This window comes from Massilia sp. DD77 (genome assembly GCF_036961685.1).
Taxonomy (GTDB): domain Bacteria; phylum Pseudomonadota; class Gammaproteobacteria; order Burkholderiales; family Burkholderiaceae_D; genus Telluria.
Genome location: NZ_JBAMDH010000063.1, coordinates 1 through 15,562, shown reverse-complemented (window position 1 = coordinate 15,562; position 15,562 = coordinate 1). Strand labels below are relative to the sequence as shown.

The 15,562-nt window shown below is 67.4% G+C and carries 17 protein-coding genes and 1 pseudogene; 11 read left to right on the top strand and 7 right to left on the bottom strand.

What is annotated here, in order from left to right:
- On the top strand, window positions 1-601 hold a 601-nt coding region (locus V7778_RS24095), incomplete at its 5' end, for a hypothetical protein (protein ID WP_335560003.1).
- Between the two features lie 46 nt (window positions 602-647).
- Here V7778_RS24095 and V7778_RS24090 read toward each other — a convergent pair.
- The 7 genes from V7778_RS24090 to V7778_RS24060 are packed head-to-tail and all read right to left on the bottom strand — an operon-like array spanning window position 648 to window position 6,947.
- Complete coding sequence (locus V7778_RS24090; RefSeq protein WP_335560001.1) at window positions 648-2,741, bottom strand: flagellar biosynthesis protein FlhA; 2,094 nt, start codon at window positions 2,739-2,741, stop codon at window positions 648-650.
- The gene (gene flhB, locus V7778_RS24085; RefSeq protein WP_335559999.1) at window positions 2,738-3,871 is read right to left on the bottom strand and encodes a flagellar type III secretion system protein FlhB; all 1,134 of its coding nucleotides are present in this window, start codon (window positions 3,869-3,871) and stop codon (window positions 2,738-2,740) included. The genes V7778_RS24090 and flhB overlap by 4 nt, the downstream gene beginning before the upstream one ends.
- Window positions 3,861-4,640: a flagellar biosynthetic protein FliR gene (fliR, locus tag V7778_RS24080; protein ID WP_335559997.1), complete on the bottom strand. Its 780-nt coding sequence runs from the start codon at window positions 4,638-4,640 to the stop codon at window positions 3,861-3,863. Before fliR ends, flhB begins: the two co-directional genes overlap by 11 nt.
- Before the next feature lie 15 nt (window positions 4,641-4,655).
- Window positions 4,656-4,925, bottom strand: a complete 270-nt coding sequence (gene fliQ, locus V7778_RS24075) for a flagellar biosynthesis protein FliQ (protein ID WP_211520511.1) — start codon at window positions 4,923-4,925, stop codon at window positions 4,656-4,658.
- A 19-nt stretch (window positions 4,926-4,944) separates the two neighbouring features.
- Window positions 4,945-5,721, bottom strand: a complete 777-nt coding sequence (fliP, locus tag V7778_RS24070) for a flagellar type III secretion system pore protein FliP (RefSeq protein WP_335559994.1) — start codon at window positions 5,719-5,721, stop codon at window positions 4,945-4,947.
- Window positions 5,718-6,077: a FliM/FliN family flagellar motor switch protein gene (locus tag V7778_RS24065; protein ID WP_335559992.1), complete on the bottom strand. Its 360-nt coding sequence runs from the start codon at window positions 6,075-6,077 to the stop codon at window positions 5,718-5,720. Before V7778_RS24065 ends, fliP begins: the two co-directional genes overlap by 4 nt.
- Window positions 6,078-6,947 (bottom strand): FliM/FliN family flagellar motor C-terminal domain-containing protein, encoded by an 870-nt coding sequence (locus V7778_RS24060; RefSeq protein ID WP_335559990.1) that lies wholly within the window; start codon window positions 6,945-6,947, stop codon window positions 6,078-6,080.
- Between the two features lie 319 nt (window positions 6,948-7,266).
- Between V7778_RS24060 and V7778_RS24055 the strand changes: the two genes are divergently transcribed.
- From V7778_RS24055 to V7778_RS24010, 10 genes and pseudogenes are all read left to right on the top strand, one after another.
- Entirely contained in the window at window positions 7,267-7,614 is a 348-nt protein-coding gene (locus tag V7778_RS24055; RefSeq protein WP_211520515.1) for a flagellar hook-basal body complex protein FliE, read from the top strand.
- A 28-nt stretch (window positions 7,615-7,642) separates the two neighbouring features.
- Window positions 7,643-9,373 (top strand): flagellar basal-body MS-ring/collar protein FliF, encoded by a 1,731-nt coding sequence (gene fliF, locus V7778_RS24050; protein WP_335559987.1) that lies wholly within the window; start codon window positions 7,643-7,645, stop codon window positions 9,371-9,373.
- Window positions 9,357-10,382 (top strand): FliG C-terminal domain-containing protein, encoded by a 1,026-nt coding sequence (locus tag V7778_RS24045; RefSeq protein ID WP_335559985.1) that lies wholly within the window; start codon window positions 9,357-9,359, stop codon window positions 10,380-10,382. Before fliF ends, V7778_RS24045 begins: the two co-directional genes overlap by 17 nt.
- Window positions 10,379-11,071 carry a flagellar assembly protein FliH gene (gene fliH, locus V7778_RS24040; protein WP_335559983.1) on the top strand — a complete coding sequence of 231 codons (693 nt, stop codon included), beginning with the start codon at window positions 10,379-10,381 and terminating at the stop codon, window positions 11,069-11,071. The genes V7778_RS24045 and fliH overlap by 4 nt, the downstream gene beginning before the upstream one ends.
- Window positions 11,068-12,384, top strand: coding sequence for a flagellar protein export ATPase FliI (gene fliI, locus V7778_RS24035; RefSeq protein WP_335559982.1), 1,317 nt, complete (start codon window positions 11,068-11,070; stop codon window positions 12,382-12,384). The genes fliH and fliI overlap by 4 nt, the downstream gene beginning before the upstream one ends.
- A complete protein-coding gene (locus V7778_RS24030) occupies window positions 12,381-12,827 on the top strand; it encodes a flagellar FliJ family protein (RefSeq protein WP_211520520.1) in 447 nt (148 codons plus the stop codon). The genes fliI and V7778_RS24030 overlap by 4 nt, the downstream gene beginning before the upstream one ends.
- Before the next feature lie 53 nt (window positions 12,828-12,880).
- Complete coding sequence (gene fliD, locus V7778_RS24025) at window positions 12,881-14,269, top strand: flagellar filament capping protein FliD (protein WP_335559979.1); 1,389 nt, start codon at window positions 12,881-12,883, stop codon at window positions 14,267-14,269.
- A gap of 11 nt (window positions 14,270-14,280) precedes the next feature.
- Window positions 14,281-14,670 carry a flagellar export chaperone FliS gene (fliS, locus tag V7778_RS24020; RefSeq protein ID WP_335559978.1) on the top strand — a complete coding sequence of 130 codons (390 nt, stop codon included), beginning with the start codon at window positions 14,281-14,283 and terminating at the stop codon, window positions 14,668-14,670.
- Complete coding sequence (locus V7778_RS24015) at window positions 14,663-14,980, top strand: hypothetical protein (protein WP_335559976.1); 318 nt, start codon at window positions 14,663-14,665, stop codon at window positions 14,978-14,980. Before fliS ends, V7778_RS24015 begins: the two co-directional genes overlap by 8 nt.
- Window positions 14,977-15,562 (top strand): annotated as a pseudogene (locus tag V7778_RS24010) (hypothetical protein); the annotation flags it as partial. The gene V7778_RS24015 and the pseudogene V7778_RS24010, both read left to right, overlap by 4 nt.

Here is a 15,562-nt window from a genome sequence, read left to right as displayed (position 1 = left end):
GCACTTCTCGCAGGCCGACGGCCCCGCGCTGGCGGCTTCGTGGCGCGCGATGGTGCGCAACTACGGCACCCAGCTGATGAACCGCGAGCTGCGCGCCCACGCGGGCCAGCTGCCGCCGGCGGTGCTGGTGGCGAACCAGGACGGGCGCGTGCTGCGCCAGGCCGACGGCACGGTCCTGCCGGGCGACGCCTGGCGCTTCACGGTGCATGCGGGCGGTCCCAAGGACCAGCACCTGCGCGTGGTGCAGGACGGCGCCGACGCCCCGCCCGGACGGCGCAAGCGCGGCCGCGCGGCGCTCAGGCTGGAGCTGGAGCTGGCCGACGGTACGGCGGTCGTGGTGCAGGTGGAGCCGATGCCGGGCGGCGTGGCGCTGGAACTGTGCGCGCCGGATGCGCTGGCCCTCGGCAAGCTGCGCGGCTTGCAGCCGATGCTGGACCAGGCGGTGGCGCGTGCGGGGCTGAAGGTGCTGCGCTGGAGTTTCCGCGACCGGCTGCCGGTGGGGCCGGCGCATGCGCGGGTGGCGGCGGACGACGCGTCGCAGGTGTTGACCTTGCCGGTGTTCCGCGCGGCGGCGGAGCTGGCGCTGGTGCTGCCGGCGTAGGGCCGGCGGCAAAGCCGCCACCCCTACGATTCGGGTAACGCCGCGCTTAACCCACCGTCCCCACGATCGACACATCCCGGTTCTCGGGAATCTCGTTATACGACAGCACATGCAGCCCCGGCGCGAACAGGCGCGCGTAGCGCGCCAGCAGCGGGCGCACCTGCGGCAGCACCAGCAGCAGCGGCGGCGTGTGCGCCTGCTTCATCTGCTCGCGCGCCACCGGCATGTTGATCTGCAGCTGGGACAGCAGCTGCGGGTCGATCGGGTAGTTGTCCAGCGCCACCTTGCCGCCGCCGTTCTGGCGCGCCTGGTTCAGGGAACCGAGCAGCATGTTTTCCAGTTCGGCCGACAGGTTAAAGGCCGGCATGTCCTTCTTCTTGCCGTACAGGCTAGACACGATCTGGCGGCGCAGCGCGCAGCGCACCTCGGCCGCCAGCAGGATCGGGTCCTTGGTGGTTTCCGAGCTGTCCAGCAAGGTGGTGGCGATCACCACGATGTCCTTCAGCGACACGCTCTCGGCCAGCAGGACGCGGAACACGCGCAGCAGCTGGGTATGGGTCAGCGCCTTGTCCAGCGCGCCGGCCAGCTTGGGCGACAAGGCGGTCAGGCGCTCCAGGATCGCCGGCACGTCTTCGTGGCGGAACAGCTCGTGCAGGTATTCGCGCACCACCTTCGAGGTGTGGGTGGCGATCGCGCTCGCCACCTCGACCACCTGGTAGCCCAGGCCCAGCGCATGCGCCTTCTGGTCCGGGGTGATCCAGGTGATCGCCATGCCGTAGGCCGGCTCGATGCCCGGGATGCCATCCAGCTCGCCGTAGACGTTGGGCGACGGGATCGCCATCAGGTGCTCCGGCATGACTTCGGCCTCGGCCACCACGGTGCCCGACAGGCTGATCGAATACTGCGAGGGGCGCAGGGCCAGGTCGTCGCGCACGCCGATGGCGGGCAGCAGCATGCCCATCTGCTCGGACAGGCTCTGGCGCACGCCCTTGATGCGCTTGGTGAGCGGTTCCCCCTGGGCCACGTCGATCATGCCGACCAGCTTGTAGCCCACGGCCACGGTCACCGGCTGCACGACCGGCAGCGCCTGCCAATCCAGTTCCGGCGCGCGTTCTTCGCGCAGGGCCGCTTCGATGGCGGCCACGCCGGCGTTGTCCGGGGCCTTGACGCGCTTGGTCAGCTTCCAGCCGACATAGCCGACCACGCCGGCGAAGATAAAGAAGGTAAAGGTCGGCATGCCCGGCACCAGGCCGAGGACGACCATCACGCCCGCGGCCGCGAACAGCACCGCCGGCTGGGCCAGCAGCTGGCCGCCGACCTGCTTTTCCAGGTCGCCGGACTCGCCGATGCGGGTCACGAGGATGGCGGCGGCGGCGGACAGCAGCAGCGCCGGGATCTGGGCCACCAGGCCGTCACCGATGGTCAGCAGCGCGTAGACCTTGAAGGCCTCGCCCATCGGCAGGCCGTGCATCAGGGCGCCGATCGCGATACCGCCGACCAGGTTGATGATCAGGATCAGGATCGAGGCGACGGCGTCGCCGCGCACGAATTTCGAGGCGCCGTCCATGGCGCCGTAGAAGTCGGCTTCGGCCGCCACGTCCTTGCGGCGCACGGTCGCCTGTTCCTGGTTGATCAGGCCGGCGTTCAGGTCGGCGTCGATCGCCATCTGCTTGCCCGGAAGCGCGTCCAGGGTGAAGCGCGCCGACACTTCCGAGATACGTTCCGCGCCCTTGGTCACCACGATGAAGTTGATGATCATGAGGATCACGAACACCACCAGGCCGACCACGAAGTTGCCGCCGATGACGACGTTGGCGAAGGATTCGATCACATGGCCGGCCGCGTCCGGGCCGTTATGGCCGTTCAGCAGGACCACGCGGGTGGACGCCACGTTCAGCGCCAGGCGCATCAGGGTGGTGCCCAGGATCACCGTCGGGAAGACCGAGAAGTCCAGCGGCCGCTTGGCCGAGACCGAGACCAGGATCACGATCAGCGCCAGCACGATGTTGAACGTGAACAGCACGTCCAGCAGGATCGGCGGCAGCGGCAGCATGATCATCGCCAGGAGCGCGATCAGGAACACCGGCGCGGCGAACTTCTGGCGCTTCAGTTCGCCGATGAAGGCGTTGATGGAATTCATGGAGAAACCTCACTCAGATGAGATGGGACCACCACCTCGTTGGGGAACCGTGGGGGCGCCTGGCGCCGGCCTGCACGGAACGCATTCAGTTGTAAGACGTAGTTCAGCACCTGCGACACCGCCTGATACAACTGGGCGGGAATCTGCTGCTGGACCTGGCTCGTGTTGTAGATGGCGCGGGCCAGCGGCGGCAGCTCCAGGGTCTCGACCTTGTGCTCGCGCGCCACCTGCTTGATGTACAGCGCCATCTCGTCCACGCCCTTGGCCACCACGAAGGGCGCTTCGGCGCGGTTGGTATCGTACTTCAGCGCCACGGCGTAGTGCTGCGGGTTGACGATCACCACATCCGCCGTCGGCACCGTCTTGCGCACGCTGCGCTGGGCCAGCTGGTGCTGCAGCTGGCGGATGCGCTGCTTCACCTCGGGACGGCCCTCGTTGCTCTTATGCTCTTCTTTCATTTCCTGCTTGCTCATGCGCTGGTTGCGCATGAACAGGAAGTGCTGCACCGGGACGTCGATCAGGGCGAAGATCACGAACACCATGACCATCGCCATCAGGGCGTCGAACATCAGGCCGGCGCCGCGCAGCATGGCGTCGCCCAGCGCCATGCGCTGCAGCTCGACATAGCCCTGGATCCCGCCGCGGCAGGCGAACCACAGCACGCAGCCCAGCACGATCGCCTTCAGGGCCGAGGTGGCGAAGCCGATCCAGTGCTTTTGCGAGAACAGGTTGCCCAGGTTCTTCATGGGGCTCAGGCGGTCGAACTTCGGCGCCATGTTCTTGCTCGATGCCACGAAGCCGCCCGGCACCACGCTGGCGACCACGATCGCCACCGGCACCGCGGCCAGGGGCAGCACCATCTTCACCAGCAGCATCACGGCGCCGGTGAACACCACCGACATCGCGTTTTCCATCGCCCCCGCCTCGCCCAGCGGCACGAACACCATGCGGAACAGGGTGCGGAAGCTCTCCAGGTAGTCCGGCAGCATCATCGAAAACACCTTGAGGCTGACCAGGATCCCGACCGCCGTCGACAGGTCGCGCGAGCGGACGACTTGCCCCTCTTCGCGCGCCTTCTTCAGCTTCTGCTGTGAGGGCTTTTCTGTCTTGTCGCCGCCACTATCGGACATGGCTCATCCTCATCTGCTGGGTCAGCATCTCGAGCACCTGGTTGGTCATGGCGACGTAGTGGTCGGGGATGAAGCGCACCAGCTGCACCAGCATCAGCAAGCCAAAGATCGTCACCAGGGAGAAGCCCAGCGAAAACAGGTTCAGGCTCGGCGCCACGCGGTTCAGGAAACCGAAGCCGATCTGCACCACCATCGTCGAGAACACGATCGGCAGGGCCAGCAGGATCGCGGCCGCGAATACCCAGCCCAAGTTCAGGGCCACCGTTTCCAGCAGCATCGGGCCGTAGCCCGCGCCCACCGGCCAGGCCTTGAAGCTCTGGCCCAACACCGTCATCAGGATCAGGTGGCCGTCAATGGCGAAGAACACCAGCATCGCCACCAGCGACATCAGGCTCGACACCACGTCGGACACGGCGCCGTTGACCGGATCGTTCATCTGCGCCATCGAGAAGCCGATCTGGCTCGAGGCCAGGAAGCCCAGCATGGTGATCACGGCCATCGCGAACTGCAGGGCCAGGCCGATCACGCCGCCGATGATGGCCTGCTCGAACATGGCCACCACGCCCGCCAGCGAGAACGGGTCGGGCATGGCGCCGCCCTTGGTAATCGGCAGCATCAGGAAAGCCAGCACCACGGACAGCAGGGCCTTGACCGGCATCGGCACCGCGCCCTCGCCCAGCACCGGAGCGGTGACCATCATCGCCATGATGCGGGCGAAGGGCCACCACAGGGCGCCAAGCAGCGGCAGCAGGAAGCTGACCAGTTCCATCAGGCTAGCGGACGCTTACGCGACCAGCGTCGCGGCGCGCTGGAAGACCGAGATGCAGTAATCCATCAGGGTCGTGGTCATCCAGTGGCCGGCCACGATCACGGCCAGCAGGGTCACCAGCAGGCGCGGCAGGAAGCTCAGGGTCTGCTCGTTGATCTGGGTGGCCGCCTGCACCAGCGCGACCACCAGGCCCATCAGCAAGCCGGGGATCACCAGCACCATCACCAGCAGCATCACGATCTGCAGGGCTTCGACCACCAGGTCGACGGCGATATCGGGACTCATTCGACGATTCTCTCTATCATTAATAGCCGTGGATGCTGCCGACCAGGGTATTCACGGTCAGGGTCCAGCCATCGACCAGCACGAACAGCAGCAACTTGAAGGGCAGCGAAATCACCAGCGGGGACAGCATCATCATGCCCATCGCCATCAGCACCGACGACACCACCAGGTCGATGATCAGGAAGGGAATGAAGAGCATGGCGCCGATCTGGAAGGCGGTCTTCAGCTCGGAGAGCACGAAGGCGGCCAGCTTGACGGTGAAGCCGCGTTGCTCCGGGGCCAGGTTGGCCGGTTCGCCCGCCAGGCGCCCGACCTGGGCCAGCGAGGTCTTGCTGGTCTGGGCCAGCATGAAGCGCGACACCGGCACCTCGGCGATTTTCAGGGCCTGCTCGAGGCCGATCTTGTCCTTGTCATAAGGCATGAAGGCGTCGCGCCATACGGCTTCGCCGACCGGACGCATCACCAGCATGGTCAGGATCAGGGCGATGCCGGTGATGATGCGGTTCGGCAAGCCCTGCTGCAGGCCGAGGGCCTGGCGCAACAGCGACAGGATGATCACGAAGCGGGTGAAGCTCGTCATCATCATGACCATGACGGGCAGCAGCCCGAGCAGGGTCATGAGCACCAGGATCTGCGACTTGACCGTCATCCCCTGGGTGGAACCGGGGATGATCCCGGGCAGCACGTCCTGCTGCTGGGCGGCGACAGGCAGTGCACACAGCAGCAGCCCACCGGCGAGCGGCAAGGAACGGTAAAACACGCGACGCACGGCTGCGCCGCGGGCAGCACGCATCATGAAGCGAGCAGGTCCAGGTTCAGGCCGTCCAGGTCGACGACCTTGAGACCATACTGTTCACCGGCGACCACGACTTCGGCGCGGCCGATCGCGGTGCCGTTGACCTTGATGACCAGCGGTTCGCCGGCCAGGGCGTCGAGCGGCAGCACCGAGGACGGGCCGATCGACATCAGTTCCTGCAGCGAGACGCGGGCCGAGCCCACTTCCAGGGTCAGGGTGACGGGGATGCGGCGCATCATTTGCGGCAGCTGGCGGCCGGCCTTCTTGCCGGCGGCGGCGGTGGCCGCTTCCACACCGTCGAGGTCGTCGATGATGAGGTCGGCGCCAGTCAGTTGCTCGTTGAGATTCATGTCCATTTATTCGGCATCTTCAAAAGAGGTTAAACACAACTTCCCTTTGTGTTCGGCCACAGCGGCCGTGAACAGGCGCGATTCGTCCAGCAGCACGTCGGCGCGCCCGACCGATACGGGGATCACGTCGCCGACCTTGAGGTCGAACAGCGCCGCGAGCGTGATCTCCTTGCTCACCAGACGGCCGTCGAGCTTGACGTGCAGGCTCGCGGCCAGCGGTTCGGAGGCGCCACGCGTACTGCGCGAGCTGCCCTTCTCCGCCATCAGCCCCTGAAGGACATGGCCCATCAGTTGCTGGTCGAGACCGATCCACAGCAGGCTATCCTGGTCGGCCTGGGGGGCGCGCAGCGCCACCCGGATCACCCAGCCCGCCTTGCCTGGCGCCGCCGCCGGCGTCACCTGGCCTAGCGGCATCTCGGCCGGCGCATCCGCACCCACCATCGCCAGGCCCTCGGCCACGCGGGCGTCGAGCATGCCGGCCAGCTGCTGGGTCAGGGTCGCCGCCAGGCGTTCCTCGGTGGCGGTGACTCTTTCATTAGCCAGGTCGCGCGGCGCCCCCTGGCTCGGGGTGCGGCGGGCATAGCGGCCTTCCAGCAGCCCCAGCAGCAGGGAACGCTCGAAAGCGACGGCGGCCATGCCGAAACGCCCCTGGACGCCCAGCCAGCGCAAACCGGCCTGTTCAGGCGCGCGCTCGAAGCTGAGCTCGGTCAAGCGATAGGCGCCCCAATAGCGGCGCCCGGCCGGCGAGGCCATGGCTTCGCCCAGCGTTTCATGCAGGCGGGCGGCGAAGGACGGCAACAGGTGCACCGGCCGGCCCAGGAGGGCCGGGTCGAGCACTTGATAGTCACGCGAACGGTCGGGTGGATTGATCGGCATAGTTAATTGTTACGGAGTAACGAGAAATGACGTTTTTTCATTCCCACAAGCAACTATTATACAGGGATATTTGCGTGCGACACTTTGAGATTCTCCTTTGATTTCCTACTTGCCCTACGGTAAGATCTCTTCATCGCATCGCAGCATCAAGGGCCCTCTCCCCTACGCACAGAGGTAAATACAGCGTAAAGGGAGCAGAAACAAACGGGCGTTCGTAGACCAAGATTTAACAATTTAGGCCCTCACCGAGGCTGCGGGACAACAAAATAAGTCACATTTTGTCGTCTCCAAACAACACACAAACTGCATGGGAACTCCGATGGCAACTGAACTCGCCGGTTTGATCAAAGCCGACCTTGCACAACTGACCAACGAAGCGAGCCGCCTGGCAATCCAGCCGGCCGCCGACTTCGCGGCGCAAGGCACATTTAACAATTCGCAAGGCGGCTTCTCGTTCGCACAGACCATGAAGAACGCCATCGCCGGCGTCGACGCCGAAGACCGCGCCGCCGCCGACCGCATGGCGGCGGTCGATGCCGGCAAGAGCGACGACCTGGTGGGCGCCATGCTGGCGTCCCAGGAGGCCAGCCTGTCCTTCTCGATGCTGATGCAGGTCCGCAATAAAGTGATGGGCGCGGTCGACGAACTGCTCAAGCTTCCGGTCTGATCCCTTTTCTTCTTAACGAGACGTTCCAGTGATCTCTACCCTCAAGTCCGCTTTCGGCGGCAAGCTGGCAGCGCCAGCCCTGCCCCCGGCCCTGCGCAACAATCTGCCCCTGCTGCTGGGCCTGGCCGTGGCCATCACGGCCGCCGTCATGATGTACCTGTGGCAAGACCAGTCGAGCTACAAGCCGGTCTTCGGCGCACGCGAGAAGGTCTCCGCGAGCGACATGATGACCGTGCTCGAAGGCGAACAGATTCCCTACCGCGTCCACCCGGAAAGCGGCCAGGTGATGGTGCCGTCCGGCGAGCTGGGCAAGGTGCGCATGCTGCTGGCCGCCAAGGGCGTGACCGCCCAGCTGCCGGCCGGCCTGGAACTGATGGACAAGAACGATCCGCTGGGCGTGTCGCAGTTCGTGCAGGACGTGCGCTTCCGCCGCGGCCTGGAAGGCGAGCTGGCGCAGAGCATCCTGACCATGGACGCCATCGCCTCGGCGCGCGTGCACCTGGCCATCGCCAAGACCAGCGCCTTCGTCACCGGCGCCGGCGACCAGTCCTCGGCCTCGGTCGTGATCGCGCTCAAGCCCGGCCGCAGCCTGTCGAACGAGCAGATCGCCGCCATCGTCAACATGGTCTCGAGCAGCGTCGCCAACCTGGCGCCGACCCGCGTCTCGCTGGTCGACCAGGCCGGCAACTACCTGTCCTCGCGTGTCGACCTGACGGACGGCTTCGACGGCGCGGTCCAGGGCGACAGCGCCGCCAAGCGCTATACCGACGACGTGCGCAAGAACGTCAACGAACTGCTGGCCCCGGTGCTCGGCGCGAACAATTTCAAGCTGAGCGTCACGGCCGACGTCGACAACGACAAGATCGAGGAAACCCAGGAAAAATACGGCGAAGCGCCGAAGGTCACCAGCGAAGCGATGCGCGAAGAGATGGAGCGCAACCGCATGGCCCTGGGCGTGCCGGGCACCCTGTCGAACCGTCCGCCGCAAGCCGCAGATCCGGCGGCCGCCGCCGACGGCCAGGCCGCCGATCCCGCAGCCGCAGCCGCCAAGCAGGACGACGGCAGCGCACGCAAGAACGCCACCACCCGCCAGTACGCCTATGACCGCGCGATCACCCAGATCAAGCGTTCGCGCGGCCGCCTGAAGAAGCTGTCCGTCGCCGTGGTGCTGAACAATGCCAGCGCCGCCAACGCGAAGATCGGCTATACCCCGGCCGAGCTGGCCAACATCGACAAGATCCTGCGCAGCGGCCTCGGCATCGATGCGGCGCGCGGCGACGTGCTGGCTGTTTCAAGCCTGACATTCCCGGCCGCGCCGGTCGCGCAGGAATGGTGGCAGGAACGCGACAACGTGGTCGACATGACGGGCTGGGGCGTCTATGCTATCGGTGCCCTGCTCGCCTACTTCCTGCTGGCCCGCCCGCTCCTGCGAGCGGTCACCACGCGCCTGGCGCCGCAGCCTCCGCTTGCCCCCGCCGCTCCTGCCCTGCCGGGTTCGGGGTCGGGTGGCGCAGCCGCCGCTCTGCCGGGCAACGAGGTCCAGCCCGCCATGTCGGTGGCCGCCCTCGGCGCCCCGCACGCCGTCTCCGGCGGTCCGGGTGCGGTGGTTCCCCTGCTCGAAAACTACGACCTGCCTCCAGCCGGTTCCCCTGTCGACGTGATGGTCGACCATTTGAAAGTCCTCGCCGGCAAAGAGCCTGAGCGCGTTGCCGAAGTCGTCAAACAATGGGTGCAGAAAAAACATGGCCGAACTGAATAATCTCGACGGCGCCGAAACCGGCGTCCTGACCCCGGTCGAACAAGCCGCCATCGTGCTGCTGTCGATCGGCGAAGAAGGCGCAGCCGCCGTGCTGCGCTGCCTCGAGCGCGACGAACTGCTGGAACTGACCCAGGTCATGTCGCGCATGAGCGGCATGAAGGTCGACACCGTCAAGACGGCCATCCAGAACTTCTTCGACGACTACCGCCAGCAGAGCGGCCTGCACGGCGCCTCGCGCAGCTACCTGAAGCGCTCGCTCGACCTGGCGCTCGGCAGCGACATCGCCAACAGCGTGCTGAACACGATCTACGGCGACGCGATCCGTCCGATGATGGCGCGCCTGCAGTACGCCTCGCCCAAGTGGCTGGCCGAATTCGTCTCGTCCGAGCACGTGCAGATGCAGGCCGTGTTCCTGGCCTTCCTGCCGCCGGCGCTGGCTTCTCAAATCTTGGAAGCCTTGCCTCAGGAGGGTCGGGAACTCGTTCTGCTGAACATGGCGCGCCTGGACGAGATCGACCGCGACGTGCTGCACGAACTGGAAGACCTGGTGGGCCGCTGCCTGTCGGCGCTCGACACCCAGAGCGCCAGCGTGGAAGGCGTGCGCCAGGTCGCCGAAATCCTCAACCGCCTGCAGGACAACCGTGCCGGCATGGTCGAGCTGCTGCGCGCCCACGACCCGGAAGTCGTGTCGCAGATCGAGATGTCGATGTACGACTTCTTCATCCTGTCGCGCCAGACCGAACAGGTCATCTCGCGCCTGCTCGACGAAGTGCCGCTGGAGCAGTGGGCGATCGCGCTCAAGGGCGCCGAGCCGGCCCTGCGCGACGCCGTCCTGAGCGCGATGCCGAAACGCCAGGCGCAGAGCTTCGAGGACCTGATGCGCCGTTCCGGCCCGGTGCCGATGTCGCGCATCGAACAGACCCGCCGCGAAATCATGGTCACCGTGAAGGCGCTTGCCGACGCCGGTGAAATCGACATCCAGCTGTTTGCCGAGGCAACCGCCGAATGAAGCAATTCCGGTCCTATCACTTCCCGCCGCTGCACCAGTTCACGACAGCGCTGCCGCCCGGGACCACCGGTCCCGGCAACGGCGCCGGTTCGGCCGAGGAATGGCAGGCCGCGCTGGCCGACGGCTACCGCCAGGGCCAGCGTGAAGGCTATGAGGCCGGCCTGGACCAGGGCCGCGCCGACGGCTATCCGCTCGGCCAGTCCGAAGGCCTGCAGCGCGGCATCGAAGAAGGCCGCGCCATGGCCCTGGAACAGCTGGAGCAGATCGCCAAGCCGGTCGACGCCATGCTCAAGGGCCTGAAGAAGCTCAAGACCGACCTGCGCGCGGCGCAGCGCAAGGAAGTGGTGGACCTGGTGGGCAAGATCGCGCGCCAGGTGATCCGCGCCGAACTGGCGCTGCAGCCGGTGCAGCTCCTGACCCTGGTCGAGGAAGCGCTGGCCGTGATGCCGCCTTCGCGCGAACAGGTCGAGGTCTTCCTCAATCCGGAAGAACTGCGCCGCGTGCTGGAGCTCGATCCCAAGCGCGCCAAGAAGTGGACCCTGCTGCCCGACCCGGCGCTCGAGCCGGGAGAATGCCGCGTGCGTTCGGGCGACCATGAAGTCGACGCCGGCTGCCAGGGCCGCCTCACCGCCGTGATGGACCAGGTGCGCGACCAGCTGCTGTCCGACGAAGAAGAGGAAGAAGCATGACGGCCATCGCCCAACGCCTGCGTTCCGTCGAACTCGGCGCGGTGCCGGTGGCCCTGCCCACGGGCCGCCTGGTCGGCGCCCAGGGCCTGCTGCTGGAATCCGTCGGCTGCCGCCTGCACACCGGCCAGCGCTGCCGCATCGAGACCGTCGATGGCGGCTGGCTCGACGCGCAGGTGGTCGGCTTCAAGGAAAAGATCTCCTACCTGATGCCGTTCAAGAAAGCGAGCGGCCTGGTGACCGGCGCGCGCGTGCTCCCGGTCCAGGAAAAGAGCGAACTGATGATCGGCCCCTCGTGGATGGGCCGCATGGTCAACGGCATGGGCGAACCGATCGACGGCCTGGGCAAGCTGGGCGGCGACCAGCCCCTGGCGACCACCCCGCCGAAAGTGAACCCGCTGCGCAAGGCGCCGGTCGAGGAAGCGCTCGACGTCGGCGTGCGCGCGATCAACTCGATGCTCACCATCGGCAAGGGCCAGCGCGTCGGCCTGATGGCCGGTTCCGGCGTCGGTAAATCGGTGCTTCTCGGCCTGATCACGCGCCAGACCGTGGCCGACGTGATCGTGGTCGGCCTGATCGGCGAACGTAACCGCGAGGTGCGCGAATTCGTCGAGAAGTCGCTCGGCCCGGAAGGCCTGAAGCGCGCTGTGCTGGTGGTGGCGCCGGCCGACGAATCGCCCCTGATGCGCGTGATGGCGACCGAGATGTGCCATTCGATCGCAGCCCACTTCCGCGACCGCGGCCAGAACGTGCTGCTGCTGTGCGATTCGCTGACCCGCTACGCGATGGCGCTGCGCGAAGTCGCGCTGTCGCTGGGCGAGCCGCCGGCCACGCGCGGCTATCCGCCCTCGGTGTTCTCGAACCTGCCGCAGCTGGTGGAATCGGCCGGCAACGGCGAGAACCCGAAAGGCAGCATGAGCGCGATCTACACCGTGCTGGCCGAAGGCGACGACCAGCAGGACCCGGTGGTCGACTCGGCGCGCGCGATCCTGGACGGCCACATCGTCCTGACCCGCGAGCTGGCCGAGCGCGGCCACTACCCGGCGATCGACGTGGCCCAGTCGATCTCGCGCTGCATGGCCCAGGTGGTGGGCCCGGAACACGCGGCGGCTTCGCGCAAGCTGAAGGCCGCGATGGCGCGCCATGCGCGCGTGCGCGACCTGATCCCGCTCGGCGCCTACGTGCCGGGCGCCGATCCCGAAACCGACAAGGCGGTGCGCCTGCAGCCGCAGATCGAAGCCTTCCTGTGCCAGGGCACGCGTGAAGAAGCGCCCCTGCCCGGCTGCATCGATGCATTGAAAGCGATGATGGCATGAGCCAGAACAAACAACAGGCGATGATCGCCAGCCTGGGCACCATGGTGCAGCTGCGCAGCACCGAGGTCGAGCGCCTGCAGGCCGACCTGGCCAGCCAGGAAGCCACCCGCAACCGCTACCAGAACAACCTGGCGCGCCTGAACTCGCTGACCGAAGGCAGCGGCCCCTCGGGTGCGCTGCCGCTGGCGCAGGCGCTGAACTGCGGCGCCTACAAGCAGAACGTGATGGCCATGGCCGACGCGCACAAGGTCGACCTGCAGCTGCACGAGGCCAATATGGCGGTCTCGCAGCGCAAGCTGACCGATGCCTGGACCCGCCGCGAACTGCTGGGCAAGGTGCTGGAGCAGCAGCAGGCGCTGGCCGCACGCGACCAGGAACGCGCTACCCGCAAGCGCGAGGACGATATCGCCACCCAGTCATGGATGGCAGGACGGGCGGACTAAGCCCAGTACGAGCAACAACGAGCAGCAACGAGCAGCAAAACAAGGAGAACGACATGGCATCGGCAATTACCGCACCTACCTACGACCCGATCACCACCGCGCAGTCGCTGGCGGACAAGTACGTCATGGCGCGCCAGCAGATTCTGGACACCCAGAACCGGCAGGCCACCGCCACCGAGAAGGGCCTGAACGAACTGAGCTCGGCGATGCTGGCCTTCCAGACCAGCCTGAGCTCGCTCACCGGCCTGTCCAAGACCATGTTCTCGCAGGCCGCGACCTTCAGCGACACCTCGGTCGGCAGCGCCACCGCCAGCTCCACCGCGGCGGCGGGCAGCTACTCGTTCTTCGTCAAGCAGCTGGCGACCGCCAGCCAGGTGTCCTACTCGGGCCTGACCGACAACGCGGGCGTGGCCGGCACCCTGAACATCAACATGGGCGGCTCGCTGGCTTTCGCGGTCAACCTGGGCGCGGCCGATACCGACGCCAACGGCACCTTGAGCACGCGCGAACTGGCGGCGGCGATCAACGGCGCCACCGGCAACACCTCGATGGTCACGGCCTCGATCGTGACCACCGGCGCCACCTCGGAACTGGTGCTGACCGCCAAGAGCACCGGCGCGGCCACCGCGATCACGATCGACACTTCCGGCGTCACCGGCACCTCGAGCCTGGCCCAGGCCAACGCCGATCCGCTGCGCGTGCGCACCCTGGTGGCGGCGCAGGACGCCGAGATCCGCGTCGGTTCCGAGAACGGCACCCCGATCGTCCAGGCGACCAACACCTTCACCAACATCGACGGCGTGTCGATGACCTTCACCAAGGCCCAGGCGCCCGGCGCCGCCCCGGTGGGGATCACGGTCGGCGCGGACAACAGCGCCACCACCGCCAACGTGCAGGCCTTCATCGACGCCTACAACAAGCTCAAGACCACGCTCAACAAGCTGACCAATGCCGGCGACCCGGAAACCGGTTCGGCCGGCGGCGCCTTCGCCCACGATGGCGGCATCCGCTCCCTCAACGAGCGCCTCAACAACCTGCTGCGCCCGGCGAGCGGCGATTCGCTGGCCGCCTACGGCATCATCGCGACCAAGGAAGGCACGCTCGAACTGCGCTCGGATCGCCTGCTGCGCCAGCTGGCCGCCAACCCGACCGGCCTCGACACCCTGATCGGCAAGGCCTCGGGCACCCCGACCGGCATCGCCGGCGCGCTCGACTCCTACCTCAAGACCTGGAGCAACAGCGTCGACGGCCAGATCAAGCTGCGCAAGGAAGCCACCGACACCCAGCAGATGGCCCTGGTCGACCGCCAGGCCACGCTCGACAAGCAGTACGATTCGGCCTACCAGCGCTACCTGCGCCAATTCACGCAACTGCAAGCCATGCAGGGCGCCATGACCCATAACGCGTCGCTGTTCGACGCACTGTTCAGCAACGACGACTGACGAGAAAAACGATGTCCTATCAAGAAGCCTACGGCAGCTACCACGCCGTCAACCTGGACGCGCAGACTTCGCGCGCCTCCCCGGTGGAGCTGGTGCTCCTGCTCACCGACGGCCTGCTCGACGAGCTGGCCCGCGCCCGCGCCCACATCGCCGCCAAGCGCTACGAGCAGAAGGCCGCCAGCATCGACAAGTGCGTCGAGATCATCAACGGCCTGTCCAGCTCGCTCGACTTCGAGCAGGGCGGCGAGACCGTCGCCAACCTGGCGCGCATCTATGACTTCTGCGCCCAGCACCTGCACGGCGCCGGCATCAAGCTCGACCCGAACATGGTCGACGAGGTGATCCGTCTCCTGACGACCATCCGCCAGGGCTGGAAAGGCGTGCAGGAACGCAATGGATAGGATCCGCGCCATCGACGGCCTGGCCGCCGCCCTGGACGACGCGTTCGCGCGCGCCGACTGGGACCGGCTCGGCCTTGCCGTCCAGGCCCTCGGCCCGCGCCTCCAGGAGCTGGCCAAGGCCGGCCGCTGGAACGCCGCCGAGCGCGCGGCGCTGGCCCGCCTGCGCGGCGCGCATGAACGCGCGCGCGCCGGGGTGGACGCCGCCAGCGCCCAGGTCCAGGCGCGCCTGGACGACATGGCGGGCAACAAGGAAGGCTGGATGGCCTACGCCCTCGAAGGCGAACTCGACACCGAACAAGACCACGCATGAATATTTCGATGAACAGCGCGATGAACAGCGGCGCCATGAACGGCGCGGCCGCTTCCGCCGCACCGGCAGCAGCGGCGGCGCCGGCCGACGCCACCGTGGCGGCCACCCAGCCGACGGGCGCCGCGCCTGCCGATCCGGCCCTGGCCGCGGCAGCCGCCGCTCCGGCGGCGCTCCCCTTCCAGCAATGGCTGGGCCTGGAGCAGATCGCCATGCCGGCCGACACCCAAGCCGAGCCGGCGCCCGACGCCGCGCCGGCGCCGGAAGGCGAAGCCGCCGCGACGCAGCCTGAAGCCGCCGAGGTGCAAGCCGCGCAGGCCGAACCCCTGCTGGGCGCCATGGCGATGCCGATGATGGCGGCGGCCATGCCGGCCATGATGATGGCGATGCCGGGTTCGCCGGCCGTCCTGTTCCAGGGCCAGGCGCGTCCTGGCGCCCAGGACCCGGCGCGGGCCAATGCCGAGCTCGCCGACGCGGCCGGTGCGGCCCAGCCCGCAGCTGGCGCCGCCAATGCGATCCAGGGCGGCGTACCTGCGCTGCCGGCTGCGGCGCCGGCGGCGGCCGTGCTGGCGCGCATGGCGCCGG